The sequence below is a fragment of the Streptomyces sp. MNU76 genome, assembly GCF_020982545.1.
GTDB lineage: Bacteria > Actinomycetota > Actinomycetes > Streptomycetales > Streptomycetaceae > Streptomyces.
Genome location: NZ_JAJKLK010000021.1, coordinates 56,863 through 76,789, shown reverse-complemented (window position 1 = coordinate 76,789; position 19,927 = coordinate 56,863). Strand labels below are relative to the sequence as shown.

Below are 19,927 nucleotides of genomic sequence, written 5' to 3'. Positions count from 1 at the left end.
GGACGTGGACAACGGCCGGATATGGTCGGCGGATGCAGAGCAGCACCCCCGCCCCCCGAGCCACGGGCGGCCGTCCGCGCAGCGCCGCCGCGGACACCGCGATCCTGGCCGCGACCCGTGCGGCGCTGGTCGAGCTGGGCTGGTCGAGGCTGACCCTGGGCGACGTGGCCGGCCGGGCGGGTGTCGCGAAGACGACGCTCTACCGCCGCTGGACCGGCAAGAACGAACTCGTCGTGGACGCCGTGGCGGAACTCTTCGACGAACTGCGCCTCCCCGACCGGGGGAGCCTCGCGGCCGACATCGAGGGCGTGGTGCTTCAGTTCGCGGCGATCCTGGCCCGCCCGGAGGCCAAGAGCGGCCTCATGGCCGTCGTCGCCGAGTCGACCCACGACGACGCCCTGCGCGAACGCATCCGCGCGTCCATCGTCGACCGCCAGAAACGCCTCGTCCTGGAGGGCCGCGCCCGCGCCCAGCTCCGCGGCGAACTCCCCCCGGAATCCGACCCCGCCACCGCCGCCCGCACCGTCGACCTCATCTTCGACGTCGTCGCGGGCGCCGTGGTCCACCGCACCCTGGTCAGCGCGGAACCGGCGGACGAGGAGTGGGCCCGGAGCTTCACGGCCCTGCTGCTGCACGGCCTGAACAGGAGCGCACCGTAAGGACGCGCCCCGTCAGGGGCGCGGGGAACTGCGCGACAAGCCCCCACGACCCGCACCCGAAGAACTCACCGTGGGGTCAAAGGGGCGCAGCCCCTTTGAGGACGGGACGGGTAGGGGCGGCGGGGGCGAAACCCCACACCGCCCGCCGCCGGAAACGGCGCCTAGAACCCCGCCGGCCCGTATACACCCCCCACTCCTCCCGCAGCACCCCGCAGATCTCCCCCAACGTCGCCTCGGCCCGCACCGCGTCCAGCATCGGCCCGATCATGTTGGCCCCACCCCGCGCCGCCGCGAGCATCGCGTCGAGCGCGGACCGCACCGCGGCGTCGTCCCGCGCCCCCTTGCGCGCCGCGAGCACCCGCACCTGCTCCCGCTCCACCTCGTGACTGACCCGCAGGATCTCCAGGTCCCCGGTCACGGAGCCGTGGTGGACATTGACCCCGACGACCCGCTTCTCCCCCTTCTCCAGCGCCTGTTGGTACCGGAAGGCGGACTCCGCGATCTCCCCGGTGAACCACCCGTCCTCGATCCCCCGCAGGATCCCGGAGGTGATCGGCCCGATCGGGTGCACCCCGTCCGGATGTGCCCGCAGCCCCCGCTCCTTGATCCGGTCGAAGATCTTCTCGGCGTCGGCCTCGATACGGTCCGTCAGCTGCTCGACGTACCACGAACCACCCAGCGGATCCGCCACGTTGGCGACCCCGGTCTCCTCCATCAGCACCTGCTGCGTCCGCAGGGCGATCTCCGCGGCCTGCTCGGACGGCAGCGCCAGCGTCTCGTCCAGGGCGTTGGTGTGCAGCGAGTTGGTCCCGCCGAGCACCGCCGACAGCGCCTCCACCGCCGTACGGACCACGTTGTTGTACGGCTGCTGCGCGGTCAGCGAGACCCCGGCGGTCTGGGTGTGGAACCGCAGCCACTGGGCCTTCTCGGTCCGCGCCCCGTACACGTCCCGCATCCACCGCGCCCAGATCCGGCGCGCCGCGCGGAACTTGGCGATCTCCTCGAAGAAGTCGAGGTGCGCGTCGAAGAAGAAGGACAGCCCGGGCGCGAACACGTCGACGTCCAGCCCCCGGCTGAGCCCCAGCTCCACGTAGCCGAAGCCGTCGGCGAGCGTGTACGCCAGCTCCTGCGCCGCCGTGGCCCCGGCCTCGCGGATGTGGTAGCCGGAGACGGAGAGCGGCTTGTACGCGGGGATCTCGGCCGCGCAGTGCTCCATGAGGTCGCCGATGAGGCGCAGATGCGGCTCGGGCTGGAAGAGCCACTCCTTCTGCGCGATGTACTCCTTGAAGATGTCGGTCTGCAGGGTGCCGTTGAGCACGCCCGGATCGACGCCCTGCCGCTCGGCGGCCACGAGGTACATGCAGAAGACGGGGACGGCGGGCCCGCTGATCGTCATGGAGGTGGTGACATCGCCCAGCGGGATGCCCTGGAACAGCACCTCCATGTCGGCGGCGGAGTCGATGGCGACCCCGCAGTGCCCCACCTCACCGAGCGAGCGCGGCTCGTCGGAGTCCCGCCCCATGAGCGTCGGCATGTCGAACGCGACGGACAGTCCTCCACCGCCGTTGGCGAGGATCTTCTTGTACCGCTCGTTCGTCTGCTCGGCGTTCCCGAACCCCGCGAACTGGCGGATCGTCCAGGTCCGCCCCCGGTAGCCGGTCGGATACAGCCCGCGGGTGAAGGGGTACTCCCCCGGCCAGCCGATCCGCTCGAAGCCCTCGTACACGTCCCCCGGCCGGGGCCCGTACACGGGCTCCACCGGGTCCCCGGAGAGCGTCGTGAAGTCGGCCTCCCGCTTCCGCGCGGAGTCGTAGCGTTCCTGCCAGCGGCGGCGGCCCTCTTCGATGGCGTCAGCGTCCATACCACCAATTTACTAGGACGTCCTAGTAAATGTCGACGACAGACCGCCGTGCGCGTCCGCACGGCGGTGAAATCGTCTACGCCTTGGCGGTCGCGAGCGAGCTGCCCTCGATCTTCGCTTCCAGCTCGCGGCTGACCTGGCGCTCCACGAAGAAGGCGGCCGTCGGGATCGTGCCCGCCAGCAGCACCCAGATCTGCTTCTTGACCGGCCACTTCGCCTTGGAGCCGAGATCGAAGGCGAAGACCAGGTACAGGACGTACAGCCAGCCGTGCGCGAGGCTGACCACGTACGTGAAGTCCGCGGCACCGTCCAGTTCCAGCACGTACTTGCCGATCATGCCCAGGGTCAGCAGAACCAGCAGCACACCGGTGACGTAGGCCAGGACGCGGTAGCGGGTCAGCACGCTCTTTTTCATACGCACGAGCCTAGCCACAGGTCCGGCACGATCTTCGAGCGCCCCTCGGTCGCCCGCTCAGCTCTCCTCGAAGTCCCCCGCCGCCACGCGCAGCGGCCTGAGCATCGCGAAGATCTCCGCGCACTCCTCGGCGTCGTAGGCGCCGAGGCCGAAGTCCATGGCCATGAGGTCCCGGGTGGCCGCGTCGCAGACCTCGCGGCCCTTGTCGGTGATGGAGGCGAGGGTGCCCCGGCCGTCGTTGGGGTTCGGGCGCTTGTCGACGAGGCCGGACCTCACCAGGCGGTCGACGGTGTTCGTCACGGACGTGGGGTGCACCATGAGCCGCTCGCCGATCTTGGACATCGGCAGCTCGCCCTTCTGCGAGAAGGTGAGCAGCACGAGGGCCTCGTAGCGCGCGAACGTCAGCCCGTACGGCTTGACCACCGCGTCGACCTCCGCCAGAAGGATCTGGTGGGCACGCATGATCGATGTGATCGCGGCCATGGACGGGACGCTTCCCCAGCGCTGCTTCCAGTGCTCGTCGGCGCGCGAGATGGGATCGAAGGAGAGGCTGAGCGGCTTCGGCACGGCACCGACCTTACCGGCCGGTCACATCCCGGTCAGCCCCGTCTCGCCTTTCGGTCGCCCTGTAAGGGACGCGGGGAACTGCATCTAGGGGCGCGGGGAACTGCGCGAACGGGGTCCGGGGCGGAGCCCCGAATCTTGACGGGGGTCGAAGGGGCGCTCAGCCCCTTGAGGATGGGACGGGTAGGGGCGGCGGGGCGAGAAAACTCGCCGCAACAACCGCCGCAGCCCCGCAGCCGCCGCCTCACCGCCCCGCGACCTTCCGCAACTGATGCCGAACCGCCCGCTGAGCCACAGGCCCCAGCCCATCCAACGCCGTGACAACCCCCGCAAGCTGCTCCAGCGCCCCCAACGCCTCCCCGCCCCTCCGGATCAACCCCCTCGTACAACTCCAGCCCCACAAAGAAGAAGCCACGGCCCGAGCCAACCCCGCGCATCGGCGAACTCCCCGAGCGGCGACCCGCGAGCACCCGCCGCAGCACCCCTCCACCTCCGCGATCCACAGGTCCAGCCCGCCGCGGTCGCCGGCGCCAGCCGAGGATGCGTCTGCCCCCGCCAGCAGCTGACCGAGCACCGCCACATGCCCCGCCGCCCGCTCCTCCACGTGCATCTCCCGCCCGAAGGCCAGCAGTTCGGAGAGCGAGCCGATCGCCGCCATCCGCTCCCGGTGCCGGGCGACCCTCTGCTCCGCCCCGTACCGACAGGCCTCCGCCAGGAGTTCGTCCACGGACCCGAAGTGGTAGAAGACGAGCGCCTGGTTCACCCCGGCGGTCGCCGCGATCGAACGGGCGGACGTCTTGGCGATCCCCTGCTCGACGAGCGTCCGCAGCGCGCCCTCCAACAGCTTCGTCCGCGTCGCCGCGCTCACGCCCGCGCCCCTCTCATACCGTCGCCCCGCTCATACCCGCGCCCCGCTCACGCCCGCGCCTCCTCACGGACCGGCCGCAACCCGGCCCGCACCCCGCACACCCGCACGTCCTGGTAGCTCACGGTGAACGAGCCCTCGTAGCCGAAGAGCGGCCCGAAGTGCCGGTTCACCACCCGCACCTGGATCCGAAAGCGCCCCGTCCGCTCGTCGAACCGCTCCCGCACCTCGGCGTCGCCGCCGATGAGACCGGGGACCCGGACGTCGACCGGCCCCTCCCGGAAGCGGTGCTCGCCGGAGCGGATCAGCAGCGATCCGTCGGGCTCCGCCGCGAAGTGCAGGTCGCTGGCGAGGTGCTGATGGGTGCCGAGGTAGTCGAGAACGCGGTCGCCCTTGGGGCTCAACACCATCTGGGCGTCGAACCGGCGTGGCCCGCCCGGCAGGTCGAAGGTACGCACGAAGGTCACCGTCTCACGGCCGAACCCGTCGGTGTACGGCACGTTCTCGATGGTGAAGGGCACGTCGCGCCCCTCGCGCGGGACGAGGATGTTCCGGGTGCCCCCGAGCGCGAGGAACGGCTTCACCAGGCCCCTCCCGTGCCAGACGCGGTCCATCACCCCCCGGCCCGTGCCCGCCTGCCCACTCGCCAGTCCGACCGAGAAGCGGCGGCGCAGCTCGGGGTGGAGCCGGTCGAAGTCCGCCCCCATGACCGTACGGAAGATCGAGGCCGGCGCGGTGGAGCGGGACGGGGCGGTCCCCGGTGTCGTGGTATCCATGCCGGTCATCCCTTCAGGGTCGCGAGCAGACGAGGCGCACGCGCGCGTGCCGGTGCCTTCCGCACACAGCGGCGGGCGGACGGGGTGCCGGGCAGCGGCGGTACGAGCAGGGCGGCCAGCACCGCCGACACGGCCAGGACCGGTGTCGCGAACAGCGCGAGCGGCGCCAGGACGCCCGTCGGATCCCCCAGCGCCCCGTACGCGAGCCCGGCGCAGGCGGCCACGACGATCAGCCCGCGCACGACCGCCTCGGCCAGCCAGCGCCGCAGGGCGCGTTCGGGGGTGATGTCCCGCTCCAGCCAGAGGCGGAGGCGGTCGAAGGACCAGGCGGTGGCCCAGCCCATGAGCGGGCGGAACAGCACGCGGTCGGCGAGGGCGCCCGGGCGGCCCCAGCGGGGGCGGTAGTCGTAGCCGGTGAGGAAGCGGACGCCCGCGCCGTCCGGGACGTAGCGCCAGTAGCCGCTGCCCTCGGCGATCAGGGAGAGCGGGTGCGGCGAGGCGAACCGCAACGCCGAGGTCCGGGTGCCGTCCGGGCGCTCCTTCTCCCCGGCCGAGACGCCGGTCCCGGCGACCGTCAGGCCGGGGAGCAGGCGGGTGGCGTACCGGAAGCGCTGCGGCTCGCCCTCGTCGCGCGGGAGGTAGTCGATCTCCGTGAAGCGGAGGTCCCACCGCTGGTGGAGGGCCGGCTCCTGGGTGCGGGCCCACACCTCCTCCAGGTCCGCCCGTACTCGTGCCTCGATGTAGAGCCCCATCCGCGTTCCCCCAGGTCGGTTCCGTCGCTGAGCCATTTTTGAGCGACTGCTCAATCCGTTGGACACGACCGTACTCCGATTTGAGCGATCGCTCAAACAGCACGGCACGAGCAAACCCCGGCCCGAAAGGACCGGGGTTGGGTGCTCAGAACGGAGACCGCGTGCGGGACGCCGCTACGACGGCTCGGACAGGTGGCGTTCCACCGTCTCCACCTTGGAGGTGAGACCGTCCGTCACACCGGGGCGGATGTCGGCCTTGAGGACGAGGGAGACCCGGGGCGCGCGCTCCTCGACGGCGGCGACAGCTCGGCGCACGACGTCCATGACTTCCTGCCAGTCACCTTCTATCGAGGTGAACATGGCGTCCGTCCGGTTCGGCAGACCCGATTCGCGGACCACCCGTACGGCTTCGGCGACGTACTCCCCCACGTCCTCGCCGACCCCGAGGGGGGTCACGGAGAAGGCGACGATCACGCTTTCACGACCCCTTCCGCGCGGGCGCGGCCGGCGATCACCGCGTCCTCGGCCTCACGGCGCAGCTTGCGCTCGGCGAAGAAGCCGCCGGCGGGCAGGACGGCGAGGGCGAAGTAGAGCACGGCGGTCTTCAGCGACCACTTCGTGCGGTTCCAGGCGTCGGCCCAGAAGATCAGGTACAGGATGAAGAGGATGGCGTGGACCCAGCCCATCACGGGCACCGCGTTGAACTCCGTGGTCCGCTTCAGCACCGAGCAGACGAGAAGCAGCAGGAAGGAGACGGCCTCGGGGGCGGAGACGAGGCGCAGGCGGCGGAGGGCGGAGGCGGTCTTTATGTCCACGGGTCACCTTCGGTCTTTGTGAACGGAAGCACAAGCTCGGCCCATTCTGACATCCGCCGCCTCCGGGAGGCCCCCTAGGGTGTCCCTGGGGTCCCTTCAGGGGCGAGATCCACCTTTGGGCCCTGTCCTGTCCGGCCATCGGCCGGTTAACGTCACCCCGTGGCAATGTTCCGACTTCAAGGCAGCAAGGTGCTGGCCGTCGACATGACCGGGGACGCCGTCAAGGCGAAGAACGGCTCGATGGTCGCCTACGACGGTCAGATGTCGTTCAAGAAGCTGAGCGGCGGCGGTGAGGGCCTGCGCGGGATGGTGACGCGGCGCCTCACGGGTGAACAGATGACGTTGATGGAGGTGACCGGACAAGGGACCTGCTGGTTCGCGGACCGGGCCTCCGAGATCAACCTCGTGAATCTTCAGGGGGACAAGCTGTACGTGGAGTCGAGCAATCTGCTCGCGACGGACTCCGGGCTGCGTACGGGCACGAGCTTCACGGGGCTGCGCGGCGCCTCGCAGGGCAACGGCCTGTTCACCACGACCGTCGAGGGCCACGGCCAGGCGGCGATCATGTCCGACGGTCCGGTGGTGGTGCTGCGGGTGAGCCACCAGTACCCGCTGACGGTCGACCCGGGGGCGTACATCGCGCACCAGGGCAACCTCCAGCAGTCCTTCCAGTCCGGTGTGACGTTCCGCACGTTCATGGGCGAGGGCGGCGGCGAGGCGTTCCAGATCCGCTTCGAGGGCGACGGACTCGTCTACGTCCAGCCCAGCGAGCGCAACACGGTGGCGGGGGACGTCTGACATGGCCTTCCGTGAGATCAACTCGAAGATGATCGAGGCGACCGTGCTGCCGGGCCAGCGGCTGTTCAGCCAGCGCGGCGCGATGCTCGCCTATAAGGGCGAAGTGTCGTTCACCCCCAACATTCAGGGCGGCCAGGGCGGTATCGCGTCGATGATCGGCCGCCGGGTGGCGGGCGAGGCGACCCCGCTGATGACCGTCGAGGGCAGCGGCACGGTCCTGTTCGGGCACGGCGGTCACCACATCCAGGTGATCAACCTGACCGGGGAGACCCTCTACGTCGAGGCCGACCGGCTGCTGGCCTTCGACGGCACCCTCCAGCAGGGCACGATGTTCATGGGCTCGCAGGGCGGCGTCATGGGCATGGTCCGGGGTCAGGTGACGGGCCAGGGCCTGTTCACCACGACCCTCAAGGGCCACGGCGCCGTGGCCGTCATGGCGCACGGCGGGGTGATCGAGGTCCCGATCACCCCCCAGCGCCCGGTCCATGTCGACCCGCAGGCGTACGTGGCGCACCACGGCGACGTACGCAACAAGCTGTCCACCGCGCTCGGCTGGCGCGACATGGTGGGCCGGGGCTCCGGCGAGGCGTTCCAGCTGGAGCTGAGCGGCAGTGGTGCGGTGTACGTCCAGGCCTCGGAGGAGAAGCTGTGAGCATGTACGGGGCCCCGGTCGCCGGACCGACCGTCCACGACCCGATGACGCTGCCGTCCGACGACAACGTCAACAGTTACACCTTCTGCGTGGAGCTCAAGGGGAGCCAGTGGTTCCTGCAGAAGGGCAAGATGATCGCCTACTACGGCCAGATGGAGTTCAACGGCATCGGGCACGGCCGTCTCGGCGGTCTCGTCCGTACGTCGTTCCATTCGCCTCTGCACGCGAGCGACTGGGTCGTGGCCGAGGGCTCCGGCAAGATGCTCCTCGCCGACCGGGCCTTCGACGTCAATTCGTATGACTTGGAAGACGGCAACCTCACCATTCGCTCGGGCAACCTCCTCGCTTTTCAGCCAAGTCTTGCGCTGAAGCAGTCCATCGTCCCGGGCTTTCTGACCCTCATCGGCACGGGCAAGTTCGTGGCGGCCTCCAACGGCCCGGTGGTGTTCATGGAACCCCCCATCCGGGTCGACCCGCAGGCCCTGGTCGGGTGGGCCGACTGTCCCTCGCCGTGCCACCACTACGACCACAGCTACATGGCCGGTGTCATGGGCGGTCTACGTGCGATGACGGGCATCGGCGGGGCGTCCGGCGAGGAGCACCAGTTCGAGTTCGTCGGGGCGGGCACGGTGCTGCTCCAGTCGTCCGAGACGCTCATGGCCGAGCAGGCCACGGGCATGGTCCCGCACGAGCCGGGCGTACCCGGCGGCGGTGGGGCACCCGGGTATCCCGGACAGCCGGCGGGGGCACCGCGCCTTCCCGGACAGCTGGGGGACCTCCAGCGTCGCTTCGGGCTGTGAGCGGTAGTCTGCGGAGTGTGACATCGAACGTGTGCGCGTTGTCATGCTCCACACCCGTAAGACCCGACCTGTCCGCACGAATGACACCGACGAACCCTTACTAGTTCGCCTTTCAACATTTTAGGTAGACTTCATTCATGGAGACCGAAACGGCCACGCGCTGGCTGACCGATGCGGAGCAGTGCGCCTGGCGCACCCATCTGGACGTCAACAGGCTGCTGACGCACCAGCTCGAAAGGGACCTGCAGCCGTTCGGCCTGACAATGAACGACTACGAGATCCTGGTGAACCTCTCCGAGTCGGAGGGGCGGCGGATGCGGATGAGCGACCTCGCCGCCGCCACGCTCCAGTCCAAGAGCCGCCTCTCGCACCAGATCACCCGGATGGAGAACGCCGACCTGGTGCGCCGGGAGAACTGCGAGTCCGACCGCCGCGGGCTGTTCGCCGTGCTCACGGAGCACGGCATGGAGACGATGCAGCGGGTGGCGCCGCATCATGTCGCCTCCGTGCGGCGGCACTTCATCGACCTGCTGTCGGAGGAGGCGATGGCGGAGCTGCACAAGTCGCTGGTCCCGATCGCGGAGCATCTCCGAAGCCACCGCGGTAAGCCGTAGCGCTCCGCTCGGGGGGCGGTCGAGCGCCGAGGGACTGCGGGTCGGTGTCGGCTGCGGGTTCGTCGTGGCCGGTCGCGCAGTTCCCCGCGCCCCTCAAGGGCTCGGGGGTTGCATCGGCAGCCTCAGTTCGAAGAGGGCCCCGCCGCCCGGGGCGTCGCCGATCGTCAGGGCGCCTCCATGGCGTACGGCGATGTCCCGGGCGATGGCGAGCCCCAGGCCCGCGCCGCCGTCGTCCCTCGCCCGGGACTCGTCCAGGCGGACGAAACGTTCGAAGACGCGCTCACGGTCGGCCGGCGGGACGCCCGTGCCGTCGTCCGCCACCTGGAGGACCGCCCAGTCGGACGTGGTCCGCAGCGTGACGGCGACCCGGTCGCGGGCGTGGCGGTCCGCGTTGTCCAGAAGGTTGCCGAGGACGCGGCAGATCTGGTTGCGCGAGCCGCGCAGCTCCACCGAGTCCACGCCGTCCAGGGTCACCCCCTCCCGGGAGGCCACCTCTTCCCGTACGACCCGCGCCAGGTCGAACCGGGCGTCCGGCGGCGGCCGCTCCCCCGCGTCCAGGCGGGCGAGCAGCAGCAGGTCGGCGGCGAGGCTCTGCAGCCGCACGGTGTCCTCGACCGCCCCGTCCAGGTCCAGCAACTCCGGGTGCGCGGCGCCCACTTCCAGCTGGGTGCGCAGCGAGGCGATGGGGCTGCGCAGTTCGTGCGAGGCGTCCGCCACGAACGCGCGCTGCCGCTCCACCGAGGCCTCCAGCGCGGCCAGCGTCTCGTTCGTGGTCCGTGCGAGGCGGGCGACCTCGTCATGCGTGTCCGGCTCGGGGACGCGCCGGGAGAGGTCCTCGGAGGCCGTGATCGCCGCCATCTCCGCCCGGATGCCCTCGACGGGTCGCAGTGCCCGCCTGGTGACGACGTACGTCACCCCGCCGACGGTCAGCAGCAGCAGCGGAAGCCCGATGAGCATCGTGGTCAGCGCGGTGCCGACGGCGTCCTCCTCGGTGGAGAGCGGGGCACCCGCGTAGACGGTGAGCGGCACACCCGCCGGCGTCACCACCTCGACCCCGGCGAACCGGTAGTCCGCCGTGACCCCTTCGACGGTCGCGGTGCCCTCGCCGTACCAGGTCTCGTCGGCGACATCGCCCGCCTTCAGGCTGCCCTCGTCCTCGGCGCCCCGGTCGCCCTCCGCGCGGTCGTCGGCGTCGTCGTTGGTCTCGGAGTTCAGCCGGTCCGAGTCGATGGCGGTCACGTCCATGCCCTCGACGTCCTCGCCGACCGCGACGGGCTTCTCGCCGACGTCCAACACCTCGACCGGGTTCTCGTCGCCGTCCGGCAGCCTCAGCTCCGCGTAGGCGAACCCGTTCGCCAGTGCCGAGGCGGCGTTGCGGGCCACGGAGTCGGCCTCCGCGTCCGCCTTGTCGGTGAGGGTGACCCGCAGCGACAGCAGGACTGCGGCGCCCGCGGCGACCAGGGCCACGGCGACGACGACGGTCGCGGCGAGGGTGGCACGGGCCCGTACCGAACCCAGGCGGCGCTTCACGAGCGGCCCTCCAGTCTGTATCCGGCCCCGCGTACGGTCTTGATGAGCGTGGAGCCGAGCTTGCGGCGCAGGGCGCTGATGTAGACCTCGACGATGTTCGGGTCGCCGTCGTAGGCGAAGTCCCAGACGTGCTCCAGGATGTCGGCCTTCGAGACGACCTCACCGGCTCTCAGCACGAGCTGTTCCAGGACGGAGAACTCCTTGGTGGTGAGGGTGATCTCGTCCTCGGCGAGGAACACACGCCGGGCGGCGGTGTCGACCTTCAGCGTGCCGACCGCGTGCACGGGCGAGGCACCGCCCGAGGGGCCGCGCCGCCGCAGCAGCGCCTTCACCCGGGCGACGAGGACGACGTACGAGAACGGCTTGGTCAGATAGTCGTCGGCGCCCGTGTCCAGGCCCTCGGCCTCGTCGTACTCGCCGTCCTTGGCGGTGAGCATCAGGATCGGCACGTCGTGGCCGGCGGCGCGCAGGGCGGCACAGACGCGGTAGCCGTTCATGCCGGGCAGCATGATGTCGAGGATCACGAGGTCGTACGACCCCTCGCTCGCCCGGTGCAGTCCGTCGATCCCGTCGTGGACGACGTCCACGGCGTACCCCTCGGCCGTCAGGCCCTTGGCCAGCGACACCGCGAGCCGCTTCTCATCTTCCACGATCAACAGGCGCATGCGTTCAGCTTGGCAAACCGAGCCTGAAGCGGTCTTCAGGGTCCTTCAGGTCCGCTTCAGCGTCGGTCGGCCAGATTGGTTCCCGTCGAAAGCAGACGAGGCAGGCAAGCCGGATCAGCCTGACAAGCCTTCTGCAACCGGCGACATCATCCGTTCCTGGTCGCAACCAGTCGCACCCTGGAGGAACCCCATGAAGCGCAACATCGTCATCGCCACCGTCACGGCCGTCGCCCTGATCGGCGGCGGCACCGCGACCGCCATCGCGGTCGCGGGTGACGACGAGGCGCCGGCGAAGAAGACCGTGTCGGTGTCGAACGACGACAACGACCGCGACGACCTGAACGACGACTCCGACGACACGGCCCAGGACAAGGCCGGCGACAAAGCGGAGGACAAGGCCGAGGACCGGGCGGCCCGCGACACGGACCAGGACGCGGACGACAAGGCCGAGAACGCGGCCGAGGCGAAGGCCGGTCAGGTCACGGCCGCCGAGGCGATCAGGACGGCACTGAAGCACAAGGACGGTACGGCGGTCTCCGCCGACCTCGACGACGAGGGCACGAACCTGGCCTGGGACGTCGACGTGCTGACCGGCGGCGGCAAGTGGTTCAGCGTTCAGGTCGACCCCGGCACCGGCAAGGTCCTCGGCGCGCACGCCGACCGCGACGACGACGGTGACGACACGGCCGAGACCCGGCAGGTCCAGGACGCGCTGAAGGGCGCCTCCGTGACCGCCGCCGAGGCCGCCGAGGCCGCCGCCGGCAAGGGCACGGTGACCTCCGTGGACCTGGACGAGGAGAGCACGGAGCAGGCCTGGGAGGTCGACACCACCGCCGCCGACGGCACCGGCAGCGACTGGAGGGTGAACCCCGACTCCGGCAAGCTCACCGCCGACCGCACGGAGGACTGACAGTGAGGATGTGACGCGGCTTCTCCGACGGGTCTGTTCTCGCGCAGTTCGCCGCGCCCCTGATGGGGGCGCGGCGAACTGCGCGAACGGGGTCCGGGGCAGAGCCCCGGGTCTTTGACGCGAGGGTCGAAGGAGCGCGTAGCCCCTGGATGGGGGCGCCTCCCGCTCCAGCGAAGCCGAGAGTGGAGGGACGGGTAGGGGCGGCGGGGGCGAGAACACCCCGGCGTCAGCCCTCCGTCAGCCCCGCCACCAACTCATCCGCGGCCCGATAGGGATCCAACTCCCCCGCCACGATCCGCTCGGCCAAGGAAGACAGCCGCCGATCCCCGTGCAGGTCCCCGATCCGCTCCCGCAGCGCGGTCACCGCGATGGTCTCCACCTCACGCGCCGCACGAGCCCGGCGCCGCTCCGCGAGAACCCCCCGCTCCTCCATCCACGCCCGGTGCTTCTCCAGCGCCTCGACGACCTCGTCGACCCCTTCCGCCCGCGCCGCCACCGTCTTGACGATCGGCGGCCGCCAGTCCCCGGGCCCACGGCTCTCACCGAGCCCCAGCATGTGGTTCAGCTCGCGCGCGGTCGCGTCCGCGCCGTCCCGGTCGGCCTTGTTGACGACGTAGACGTCGCCGATCTCCAGGATCCCCGCCTTGGCCGCCTGGATGCCGTCCCCCATGCCGGGAGCGAGGAGCACCACGGACGTGTCCGCCTGGGAGGCGATCTCCACCTCGGACTGGCCGACCCCGACCGTCTCGACGAGGATCACGTCGCAGCCCGCCGCGTCCAGGACCCGGATCGCCTGCGGGGCCGCCCAGGCGAGGCCGCCCAGGTGACCACGGGTCGCCATCGAACGGATGTACACGCCGGGGTCGGAGGCGTGGTCCGACATCCGGACGCGGTCGCCGAGCAGCGCGCCGCCCGAGAAGGGCGACGACGGGTCGACGGCGAGCACGCCGACCCGCTTGCCGGCCCTGCGGTACGCGGTCACCAGCGCCGACGTGGACGTGGACTTGCCCACGCCGGGCGAGCCGGTGAGGCCCACGACGTACGCGCCGCCCGTGAGCGGCGCCAGTGCCGCCATGACCTCACGCAGTTGCGGGGACGCCCCCTCCACCAGGGAGATCAGCCGGGCGACGGCCCGGGGCCGTCCTTCCCTGGCCTGCGCCACCAGCGTGGGGACGTCCTGCATCACAGCTCCGATCCGAGTAGCGCGTACACCTGCAACGACGGGCCTCAGGCCTTGGGTACCCGCACGATCAGTGCGTCACCCTGTCCACCGCCACCGCACAGCGCCGCCGCGCCGACCCCGCCGCCGCGCCGCTTCAGCTCCAGGGCGAGGTGCAGGACGAGCCGGGCGCCGGACATGCCGATGGGGTGCCCGAGGGCGATCGCGCCACCGTTGACGTTCACCTTTTCCGGGGACACGCCGAGGTCCTTCATTGACTGCACGGCGACGGCGGCGAAGGCCTCGTTGATCTCGATGAGGTCCAGGTCAGCGACTTCCAGCCCGTCCTTCTTCAGGGCGTGCTGAATCGCGTTCGACGGCTGGGACTGGAGCGAGTTGTCCGGCCCGGCCACGTTCCCGTGGGCGCCGATCTCGGCGAGCCACGTGAGGCCGAGTTCCTCCGCCTTGGCCTTGCTCATCACGACCACGGCGGCGGCGCCGTCGGAGATCTGCGAGGCGGAGCCGGCCGTGATCGTGCCGTCCTTGGCGAAGGCCGGACGCAGCTTGCCCAGGGACTCGGCGGTCGTCTCGCCCCGGATGCCCTCGTCCTGGCTGAAGACGACCGGCTCGCCCTTGCGCTGCGGGATCTCCACCGGCGTGATCTCGGCGTCGAAGAGGCCGTTCTTCTGCGCGGCGGCGGCCCGCTGGTGGGACTGGGCGGCCACCGAGTCCTGCTCGTCACGGCCGATGCCGAGACGGGTGTTGTGCTTCTCCGTCGACTCGCCCATGGCGATGTTCTCGAAGGCGTCCGTGAGCCCGTCGTGCGCCATCGCGTCGAGCATCTGGATCGCCCCGTACTTGTAGCCCTCACGGGACTTCGGGAGCAGGTGGGGGGCGTTGGTCATGGACTCCTGGCCGCCGGCCACCACGATGTCGAACTCGCCGGCGCGGATCAGCTGGTCGGCGAGCGCGATGGCGTCGAGGCCCGACAGACACACCTTGTTGATGGTGAGCGCGGGCACGTTCATGGGGATGCCGGCCTTGACCGCGGCCTGGCGCGCCGGGATCTGCCCCGCCCCGGCCTGGAGCACCTGGCCCATGATCACGTACTGCACCTGGTCGCCGCCGATCCCCGCACGGTCCAGGGCGGCCTTGATCGCGAAGCCGCCGAGGTCGGCTCCGGAGAAGGACTTCAGCGAACCGAGCAACCGTCCCATGGGCGTACGGGCGCCCGCGACGATCACCGAGGTCGTGCCGTTCGTTCCAGTCATGAGGTGCGATCCCCTTCCAGCTTGCACAGCCGAGGAGTGAGTGAACGAGGGTTTACTTCGAATGTACTGAGTGGCACTCCGTGCCGTCACCGGGCTGTCGGTGTGATCGCGCGCACGTTGCGTAACCGTCGTATGAGCGCTGCACTGACACCATGCTGACGCGAATCGACCACATCGGGATCGCCTGTTTCGACCTCGACGCCACCGTCGAGTTCTACCGGGCCACGTACGGCTTCGAGGTGTACCACTCCGAGGTCAACGAGGAGCAGGGCGTGCGCGAGGCCATGCTCAAGATCAACAGCACGGACGACGGCGGTGCCTCCTACCTGCAGCTTCTGGAGCCGACCCGCGAGGATTCCACCGTCGCGAAGTGGCTGGCCAAGAACGGCGAGGGGGTCCACCACATCGCCTTCGGTACGGCGGATGTCGACGGTGAGGCAGCCGCGATCAAGGACAAGGGCGTACGCGTCCTGTACGAGGAGCCGCGAATCGGTTCCATGGGGTCACGGATCACGTTCCTGCACCCCAAGGATTGTCATGGCGTACTGACAGAACTGGTCACTTCGGCGCCAGTTGAGTCACCTGAGCACTGACCCCCGTACATATGGGCCGGTAGGGTTGGGGTCGGCCGTCGCCTTCGAGGGGGACGGCCCGGGTCCTGCCGCCTTCCGAGGAGCGGGATCCAAGGGCAGCGCGGAGATCCATCAGTGCCTGTCCTAGGGCCGGGGTCCAGGTTTCGGGGGACGAGGGTGAGGGCGGCAGCCCGTGCTCCGCCGTTGATCTGACACCATTCCCCGGGGGCCCCGTTCGGCGGTTGGACGGAGCTCGTTTGCCAGAGGTTGCGACCAGGGGACGGATGGGACCGCGCAGTGCGGGGCTACGAACGCCAGGAGCGAGAGCCGGCGGCTGACGTCGACCACCTCTCTCGGTTCGAGGCCGAGATGGAGCGGCTGAAGACCGAGCGGGAAAAGGCGATCCAGCACGCCGAGGACCTCGGCTACCAGGTCGAGGTGCTGCGCGCCAAGCTGCACGAGGCGCGCCGCACCCTCATGTCCCGGCCCGCCTACGACAGCGGCGGCGACCTCGGGTACCAGGCCGAGCAGATGCTCCGCCAGGCCCAGATGCAGGCCGACCAGCTGCGCGCGGACGCCGAGCGGGAGCTGAGCCAGGCCCGGGCGCAGACACAGCGCATCCTCCAGGAGCACGCCGAGCAGGCCGCGCGGCTCCAGGCGGAGCTGCACCAGGAGGCGGTCACCCGCCGCCAGCAGCTCGACCAGGAGCTCTCCGAGCGCCGGCAGACGGTCGAGTCGCACGTCAACGAGAACGTGGCGTGGGCCGAGCAGCTGCGCGCCCGCAGCGAGTCCCAGGCCCGCCGGCTCGTCGACGAGTCGCGCGCGGAGGCCGAGCAGGCGCTGGCCGCCGCCCGTGCCGAGGCCGAGCGGCTCGCCACCGAGGCCCGCCAGCGGTTGCAGAGCGACTCGGAGGCCGCCCGCAGCGAGGCCGACCAGATCCTGCGCCGGGCCCGCGCCGAGGCCGAGCGGCTGCTGAACGCGGCGTCCACGCAGGCCCAGGAGGCCACCGAGCACGCCGAGCAGCTGCGCACCTCCACCGCCACCGAGTCGGACTCCGCGCGCCGCCAGGCCGCCGAGCTGAGCCGGACCGCCGAGCAGCGCATGGCGGAAGCGGAGGCGGCGCTGCGCGAGGCGCGCGCCGAGGCCGAGAAGCTGGTCACGGAGGCCAAGGAGAACGCGGCCAAGGCCGTCGCCGGCGCCGAGTCCACCAACGAGCAGCGCACGCGGACGGCGAAGGAGCAGGTCGCCCGACTGGTCGAGGAGGCCACCAAGGAGGCCGAGGCCACCAAGGCGTCCGCCGAAGAGGTCGTCGCGGACGCCAGGGCCGAGGCGGAGAAGCTGCTCGCCGAGGCCGCCGAGAAGGCCCGCTCGATCACCGCGGAGGAGTCCGCCTCCGCTCTCGCCAAGACCGCCAAGACCGCCGAGGACGTGCTGAACAAGGCGTCCGAGGAGGCCCGCAACACCACCAAGGCCGCCATAGAGGAGGCCGAGCGCATCCGCGCCGAGGCCGAGGCCGAGGCGGACCGGCTGCGCGCCGAGGCCCACGACATCGCCGAACAGCTCAAGGGCACGGCGAAGGACGACACCGAGGAGTACCGCGCCAAGACGGTCGAGCTGCAGGAGGAGGCGCGCCGACTGCGTGGCGAGGCCGAGCAGCTGCGCTCCGACGCGGTCGCCGAGGGCGAGCGGATCCGCTCCGAGGCCCGGCGGGAGGCCGTCCAGCAGATCGAGGAGGCGGCCAAGACCGCCGAGGAGCTGCTCGCCAAGGCCCGCACGGACGCCGACGAGCTGCGGCAGACGGCCACCGCGGACAGCGAGAAGGTCCGCACCGAGGCCATCGAACGCGCTTCGACGCTGCGCCGTCAGGCCGAGGAGACGCTGGAGCGGACCCGCAAGGAGGCCGAGCGGCACCGCGCCGAGGCCGAGGAGCAGTCCGAGGAGCTGAAGGCCGAGGCCGAGCGGGCCGCCCGTGAGCTGCGCGAGGAGACCGAGCGCGGCGTCGAGGCCCGCAAGGCGGAGGCGGCCGAGGAGCTGACCCGGCTGCAGAGCGAGGCCGAGGCCCGGCTGGCCTCCGCCGAGGAGGCGCTCGCCGACGCCCGCGCCGAGGCCGAGCGGATCCGCCGCGAGGCCGGCGAGGAGAGCGACCGGCTGCGCACCGAGGCCGCCGAGCGCATCCGTACGCTCCAGGCACAGGCCGAGGCCGAGGCCGAGCGGTTGCGCGACGAGGCCGCGGCCGACGCGTCGGCGTCCCGCGCCGAGGGCGAGGCCGTCGCCGTACGGCTGCGCTCGGAGGCGGCGGCCGAGGCCGAGCGGCTGAAGTCCGAGGCGCAGGACACCGCCGACCGGGTGCGGGCGGAGGCGCAGGCCGCGGCCGAGCGGCTCGCCGCGGAGGCCTCGGAGACGCTGGCCGCCGCACAGGAGGAGGCCGCCCGGCGGCGCCGCGAGGCCGAGGAGCTCCTCGGCGCGGCCCGGCAGGAGGCCGACCAGGAGCGGCTGCGGGCCCGCGAGCAGAGCGAGGAGCTGCTGGCCTCGGCGCGCAAGCGTGTCGAGGAGGCCCAGACCGAGGCCGTACGGCTGGTCGAGGAGGCCGAGCGGCGGGCCGGCGAGATGGTGTCGGCGGCCGAGCAGCACGCGCAGCAGGTGCGGGACTCCGTCGCCGGGCTGCACGAGCAGGCCCAGGAGGAGATCGCCGGGCTGCGCAACACGGCCGAGCACGCGGCGGACCGGATGCGCCGCGAGGCCGAGGAGGAGTCGGACCGGGTCCGCGCCGACGCCTACGCGGAGCGGGAGCGGGCCACCGAGGACGCCAACCGGGTGCGCCGCGAGGCCCGGGAGGAGTCGGAGGCGGCCAAGTCGCTCGCCGAGCGCACGGTCGCGGAGGCCATCGCCGAGGCGGAGCGGGTGCGTAGCGACGCGTCCGAGCACGCCCAGCGGGTCCGTACGGAGGCCTCGGACACCGTCGCACGGGCCGACCAGGACGCCTCGCGCACCCGTGCGGAGGCCCGCGACGACGCCAACCGCATCCGTTCGGACGCGGCGACCCAGGCCGACACCCTGATCACCGAGGTGACGGCCGAGGCGGAGCGGCTCACCCGGGAGACCAACGAGGAGGCCGAGCGGGTCCGGGCCGAGTCCGTCGCCAAGGCCGACCGGCTGATCGGCGAGGCCACCGACGAGGCCGAGCGGCTGCGGACCGAGGCCGCCGAGACGGTGGGCTCCGCGCAAGCGCACGCCGAGCGGGTCCGGGCCGACGCCGAGCGCGCGCGGGCCGAGGCGGAGGCGGAGGCCGACCGGCTCATGGCGCACGCCCGCGAGGAGGCCGACAACACCCTCGACCAGGCCCGCAAGGACGCCAACAAGCGGCGTTCCGAGGCCGCCGAGCAGGTCGACAAGCTCATCTCGGAGACGGCGGCCGAGGCCGACAAGCTGCTCACCGAGGCGCAGACGCAGGCCCTGCAGACCACCGCGGACGCCGAGGGGCAGGCCGACTCCATGGTCGGAGCGGCCCGCAAGGAGGCCGAGCGGCTGGTCGCCGAGGCGACCGTCGAGGGCAACTCCAGGGTGGAGAAGGCCCGTACGGACGCCGACGAGCTGCTCGTCGGCGCGCGCCGGGACGCGACCGCCATAAGGGAGCGGGCCGAGGAGCTGCGCGACCGCATCACGGCCGAGATCGAGGCGCTGCACACGCGGGCCCGTCGTGAGGCCGCCGAGACGATGAAATCCACCGGTGATCGCTGCGACGCGCTCATCAAGGCCGCCGAGGAGCAGTTGGAGAAGGCGACGGCCAAGGCCAAGGAGATCGTTTCCGAGGCGAACTCCGAGGCGGGCAAGGTGCGTATCGCCGCGGTGAAGAAGGCCGAGGGCCTGCTGAAGGAGGCCGAGCTGAAGAAGTCCACGCTCGTCCGCGAGGCCGAGGAGCTGAAGGCCGAGGCGATCCGCGAGGCCCGCCGGACGGTCGAGGAGGGCAAGCGCGAGCTGGAGGTGCTGGTCCGCCGCCGCGAGGACATCAATGCCGAGATCTCCCGTGTCCAGGACGTCCTGGTGGCGTTGGAGTCTTTTGAGGCCCCGTCGGGCGGCAAGGACGGTGGAGTCAAGACGGGTGCCGCAGCGGGTGCGACTCGTTCGGGTGGCAAGTCGTCAGACGGCTAGCGGTGCCGGGGTGTTGCGGGTATCCTCCCGCCCCACCCTGGCGCTACGGACATCAATTTGTGCTCGTTCTGTGCTTGCCATCTGTGCCGTCTGTGCTTTC

At 71.2% G+C, this 19,927-nt stretch carries 18 protein-coding genes and 2 pseudogenes; 8 read left to right on the top strand and 12 right to left on the bottom strand.

Annotated features, from left to right (window positions below; translation table 11 throughout):
* Window positions 1-32 precede the first annotated feature (32 nt).
* Window positions 33-659 (top strand): TetR/AcrR family transcriptional regulator, encoded by a 627-nt coding sequence (locus tag E4N62_RS33385; RefSeq protein WP_230220454.1) that lies wholly within the window; start codon window positions 33-35, stop codon window positions 657-659.
* Window positions 660-820: 161 nt separating this feature from the next.
* On the opposite strand, the pseudogene E4N62_RS33380 reads toward E4N62_RS33385, so the two are convergent.
* The 8 genes and pseudogenes from E4N62_RS33380 to E4N62_RS33345 all read right to left on the bottom strand — a co-directional run bounded on the left by E4N62_RS33380 (window position 821) and on the right by E4N62_RS33345 (window position 6,707).
* Window positions 821-2,520: pseudogene (locus E4N62_RS33380) on the bottom strand (methylmalonyl-CoA mutase).
* A gap of 76 nt (window positions 2,521-2,596) precedes the next feature.
* Window positions 2,597-2,935, bottom strand: coding sequence for a DUF3817 domain-containing protein (locus tag E4N62_RS33375; RefSeq protein ID WP_230220452.1), 339 nt, complete (start codon window positions 2,933-2,935; stop codon window positions 2,597-2,599).
* Window positions 2,936-2,992: 57 nt separating this feature from the next.
* Window positions 2,993-3,502 (bottom strand): MarR family winged helix-turn-helix transcriptional regulator, encoded by a 510-nt coding sequence (locus E4N62_RS33370; protein ID WP_230220450.1) that lies wholly within the window; start codon window positions 3,500-3,502, stop codon window positions 2,993-2,995.
* A 241-nt stretch (window positions 3,503-3,743) separates the two neighbouring features.
* Window positions 3,744-4,367 (bottom strand): annotated as a pseudogene (locus E4N62_RS33365) (TetR/AcrR family transcriptional regulator).
* Between the two features lie 47 nt (window positions 4,368-4,414).
* A complete protein-coding gene (locus E4N62_RS33360; protein WP_374117135.1) occupies window positions 4,415-5,140 on the bottom strand; it encodes a DUF4166 domain-containing protein in 726 nt (241 codons plus the stop codon).
* Between the two features lie 5 nt (window positions 5,141-5,145).
* Window positions 5,146-5,892 (bottom strand): hypothetical protein, encoded by a 747-nt coding sequence (locus E4N62_RS33355; RefSeq protein ID WP_230220444.1) that lies wholly within the window; start codon window positions 5,890-5,892, stop codon window positions 5,146-5,148.
* 174 nt (window positions 5,893-6,066) lie between these two features.
* Window positions 6,067-6,366 carry an MTH1187 family thiamine-binding protein gene (locus tag E4N62_RS33350; protein ID WP_184899516.1) on the bottom strand — a complete coding sequence of 100 codons (300 nt, stop codon included), beginning with the start codon at window positions 6,364-6,366 and terminating at the stop codon, window positions 6,067-6,069.
* Complete coding sequence (locus E4N62_RS33345; protein ID WP_230220442.1) at window positions 6,363-6,707, bottom strand: DUF3817 domain-containing protein; 345 nt, start codon at window positions 6,705-6,707, stop codon at window positions 6,363-6,365. The genes E4N62_RS33350 and E4N62_RS33345 overlap by 4 nt, the downstream gene beginning before the upstream one ends.
* Window positions 6,708-6,872: 165 nt before the next feature.
* Between E4N62_RS33345 and E4N62_RS33340 the strand changes: the two genes are divergently transcribed.
* From E4N62_RS33340 to E4N62_RS33325, 4 genes are all read left to right on the top strand, one after another.
* Entirely contained in the window at window positions 6,873-7,505 is a 633-nt protein-coding gene (locus E4N62_RS33340) for an AIM24 family protein (RefSeq protein ID WP_230220942.1), read from the top strand.
* Window position 7,506: 1 nt separating this feature from the next.
* Entirely contained in the window at window positions 7,507-8,157 is a 651-nt protein-coding gene (locus tag E4N62_RS33335) for an AIM24 family protein (protein ID WP_230220440.1), read from the top strand.
* A gap of 2 nt (window positions 8,158-8,159) precedes the next feature.
* Window positions 8,160-8,957, top strand: coding sequence for an AIM24 family protein (locus E4N62_RS33330; protein ID WP_230220940.1), 798 nt, complete (start codon window positions 8,160-8,162; stop codon window positions 8,955-8,957).
* 137 nt (window positions 8,958-9,094) lie between these two features.
* Window positions 9,095-9,571 carry a MarR family winged helix-turn-helix transcriptional regulator gene (locus tag E4N62_RS33325; RefSeq protein WP_184899511.1) on the top strand — a complete coding sequence of 159 codons (477 nt, stop codon included), beginning with the start codon at window positions 9,095-9,097 and terminating at the stop codon, window positions 9,569-9,571.
* A 93-nt stretch (window positions 9,572-9,664) separates the two neighbouring features.
* Here the strand turns inward: E4N62_RS33325 and E4N62_RS33320 are convergent, their stop codons facing one another.
* Window positions 9,665-11,101, bottom strand: a complete 1,437-nt coding sequence (locus tag E4N62_RS33320; protein WP_230220438.1) for a HAMP domain-containing sensor histidine kinase — start codon at window positions 11,099-11,101, stop codon at window positions 9,665-9,667.
* Window positions 11,098-11,766, bottom strand: coding sequence for a response regulator transcription factor (locus E4N62_RS33315; RefSeq protein ID WP_184899507.1), 669 nt, complete (start codon window positions 11,764-11,766; stop codon window positions 11,098-11,100). Before E4N62_RS33315 ends, E4N62_RS33320 begins: the two co-directional genes overlap by 4 nt.
* Before the next feature lie 190 nt (window positions 11,767-11,956).
* Here E4N62_RS33315 and E4N62_RS33310 point away from each other — a divergent pair, with 190 nt between their 5' ends.
* A complete protein-coding gene (locus E4N62_RS33310; protein ID WP_230220436.1) occupies window positions 11,957-12,676 on the top strand; it encodes a PepSY domain-containing protein in 720 nt (239 codons plus the stop codon).
* 226 nt (window positions 12,677-12,902) lie between these two features.
* Here the strand turns inward: E4N62_RS33310 and meaB are convergent, their stop codons facing one another.
* Both meaB and E4N62_RS33300 read right to left on the bottom strand, forming a co-directional pair.
* The gene (gene meaB / locus E4N62_RS33305) at window positions 12,903-13,859 is read right to left on the bottom strand and encodes a methylmalonyl Co-A mutase-associated GTPase MeaB (protein ID WP_184899502.1); all 957 of its coding nucleotides are present in this window, start codon (window positions 13,857-13,859) and stop codon (window positions 12,903-12,905) included.
* Between the two features lie 44 nt (window positions 13,860-13,903).
* On the bottom strand, window positions 13,904-15,106 hold the full coding sequence (locus E4N62_RS33300) for an acetyl-CoA C-acetyltransferase (protein ID WP_184899500.1): 1,203 nt from the start codon (window positions 15,104-15,106) through the stop codon (window positions 13,904-13,906).
* Between the two features lie 152 nt (window positions 15,107-15,258).
* Here E4N62_RS33300 and mce point away from each other — a divergent pair, with 152 nt between their 5' ends.
* Window positions 15,259-15,699 carry a methylmalonyl-CoA epimerase gene (mce, locus tag E4N62_RS33295; protein ID WP_184899498.1) on the top strand — a complete coding sequence of 147 codons (441 nt, stop codon included), beginning with the start codon at window positions 15,259-15,261 and terminating at the stop codon, window positions 15,697-15,699.
* Between the two features lie 276 nt (window positions 15,700-15,975).
* On the top strand, window positions 15,976-19,827 hold the full coding sequence (scy, locus tag E4N62_RS33290) for a polarized growth protein Scy (protein WP_230220433.1): 3,852 nt from the start codon (window positions 15,976-15,978) through the stop codon (window positions 19,825-19,827).
* The last annotated feature ends 100 nt before the right edge of the window (window positions 19,828-19,927 follow it).

Bases quoted from the DNA above. Each gene is read 5' to 3' on its own strand.
- mce (WP_184899498.1), top strand. From the start codon at position 15,259: ATGCTGACGCGAATCGACCACATCGGGATCGCCTGTTTCGACCTCGAC.
- E4N62_RS33385 (WP_230220454.1), top strand. From the start codon at position 33: ATGCAGAGCAGCACCCCCGCCCCCCGAGCCACGGGCGGCCGTCCGCGC.
- meaB (WP_184899502.1), bottom strand. From the start codon at position 13,859: ATGCAGGACGTCCCCACGCTGGTGGCGCAGGCCAGGGAAGGACGGCCC.
- E4N62_RS33325 (WP_184899511.1), top strand. From the start codon at position 9,095: ATGGAGACCGAAACGGCCACGCGCTGGCTGACCGATGCGGAGCAGTGC.
- E4N62_RS33315 (WP_184899507.1), bottom strand. From the start codon at position 11,766: ATGCGCCTGTTGATCGTGGAAGATGAGAAGCGGCTCGCGGTGTCGCTG.
- E4N62_RS33360 (WP_374117135.1), bottom strand. From the start codon at position 5,140: ATGGATACCACGACACCGGGGACCGCCCCGTCCCGCTCCACCGCGCCG.
- E4N62_RS33335 (WP_230220440.1), top strand. From the start codon at position 7,507: ATGGCCTTCCGTGAGATCAACTCGAAGATGATCGAGGCGACCGTGCTG.
- E4N62_RS33300 (WP_184899500.1), bottom strand. From the start codon at position 15,106: ATGACTGGAACGAACGGCACGACCTCGGTGATCGTCGCGGGCGCCCGT.
- E4N62_RS33330 (WP_230220940.1), top strand. From the start codon at position 8,160: ATGTACGGGGCCCCGGTCGCCGGACCGACCGTCCACGACCCGATGACG.
- E4N62_RS33310 (WP_230220436.1), top strand. From the start codon at position 11,957: ATGAAGCGCAACATCGTCATCGCCACCGTCACGGCCGTCGCCCTGATC.
- E4N62_RS33340 (WP_230220942.1), top strand. From the start codon at position 6,873: ATGTTCCGACTTCAAGGCAGCAAGGTGCTGGCCGTCGACATGACCGGG.
- E4N62_RS33375 (WP_230220452.1), bottom strand. From the start codon at position 2,935: ATGAAAAAGAGCGTGCTGACCCGCTACCGCGTCCTGGCCTACGTCACC.
- E4N62_RS33355 (WP_230220444.1), bottom strand. From the start codon at position 5,892: ATGGGGCTCTACATCGAGGCACGAGTACGGGCGGACCTGGAGGAGGTG.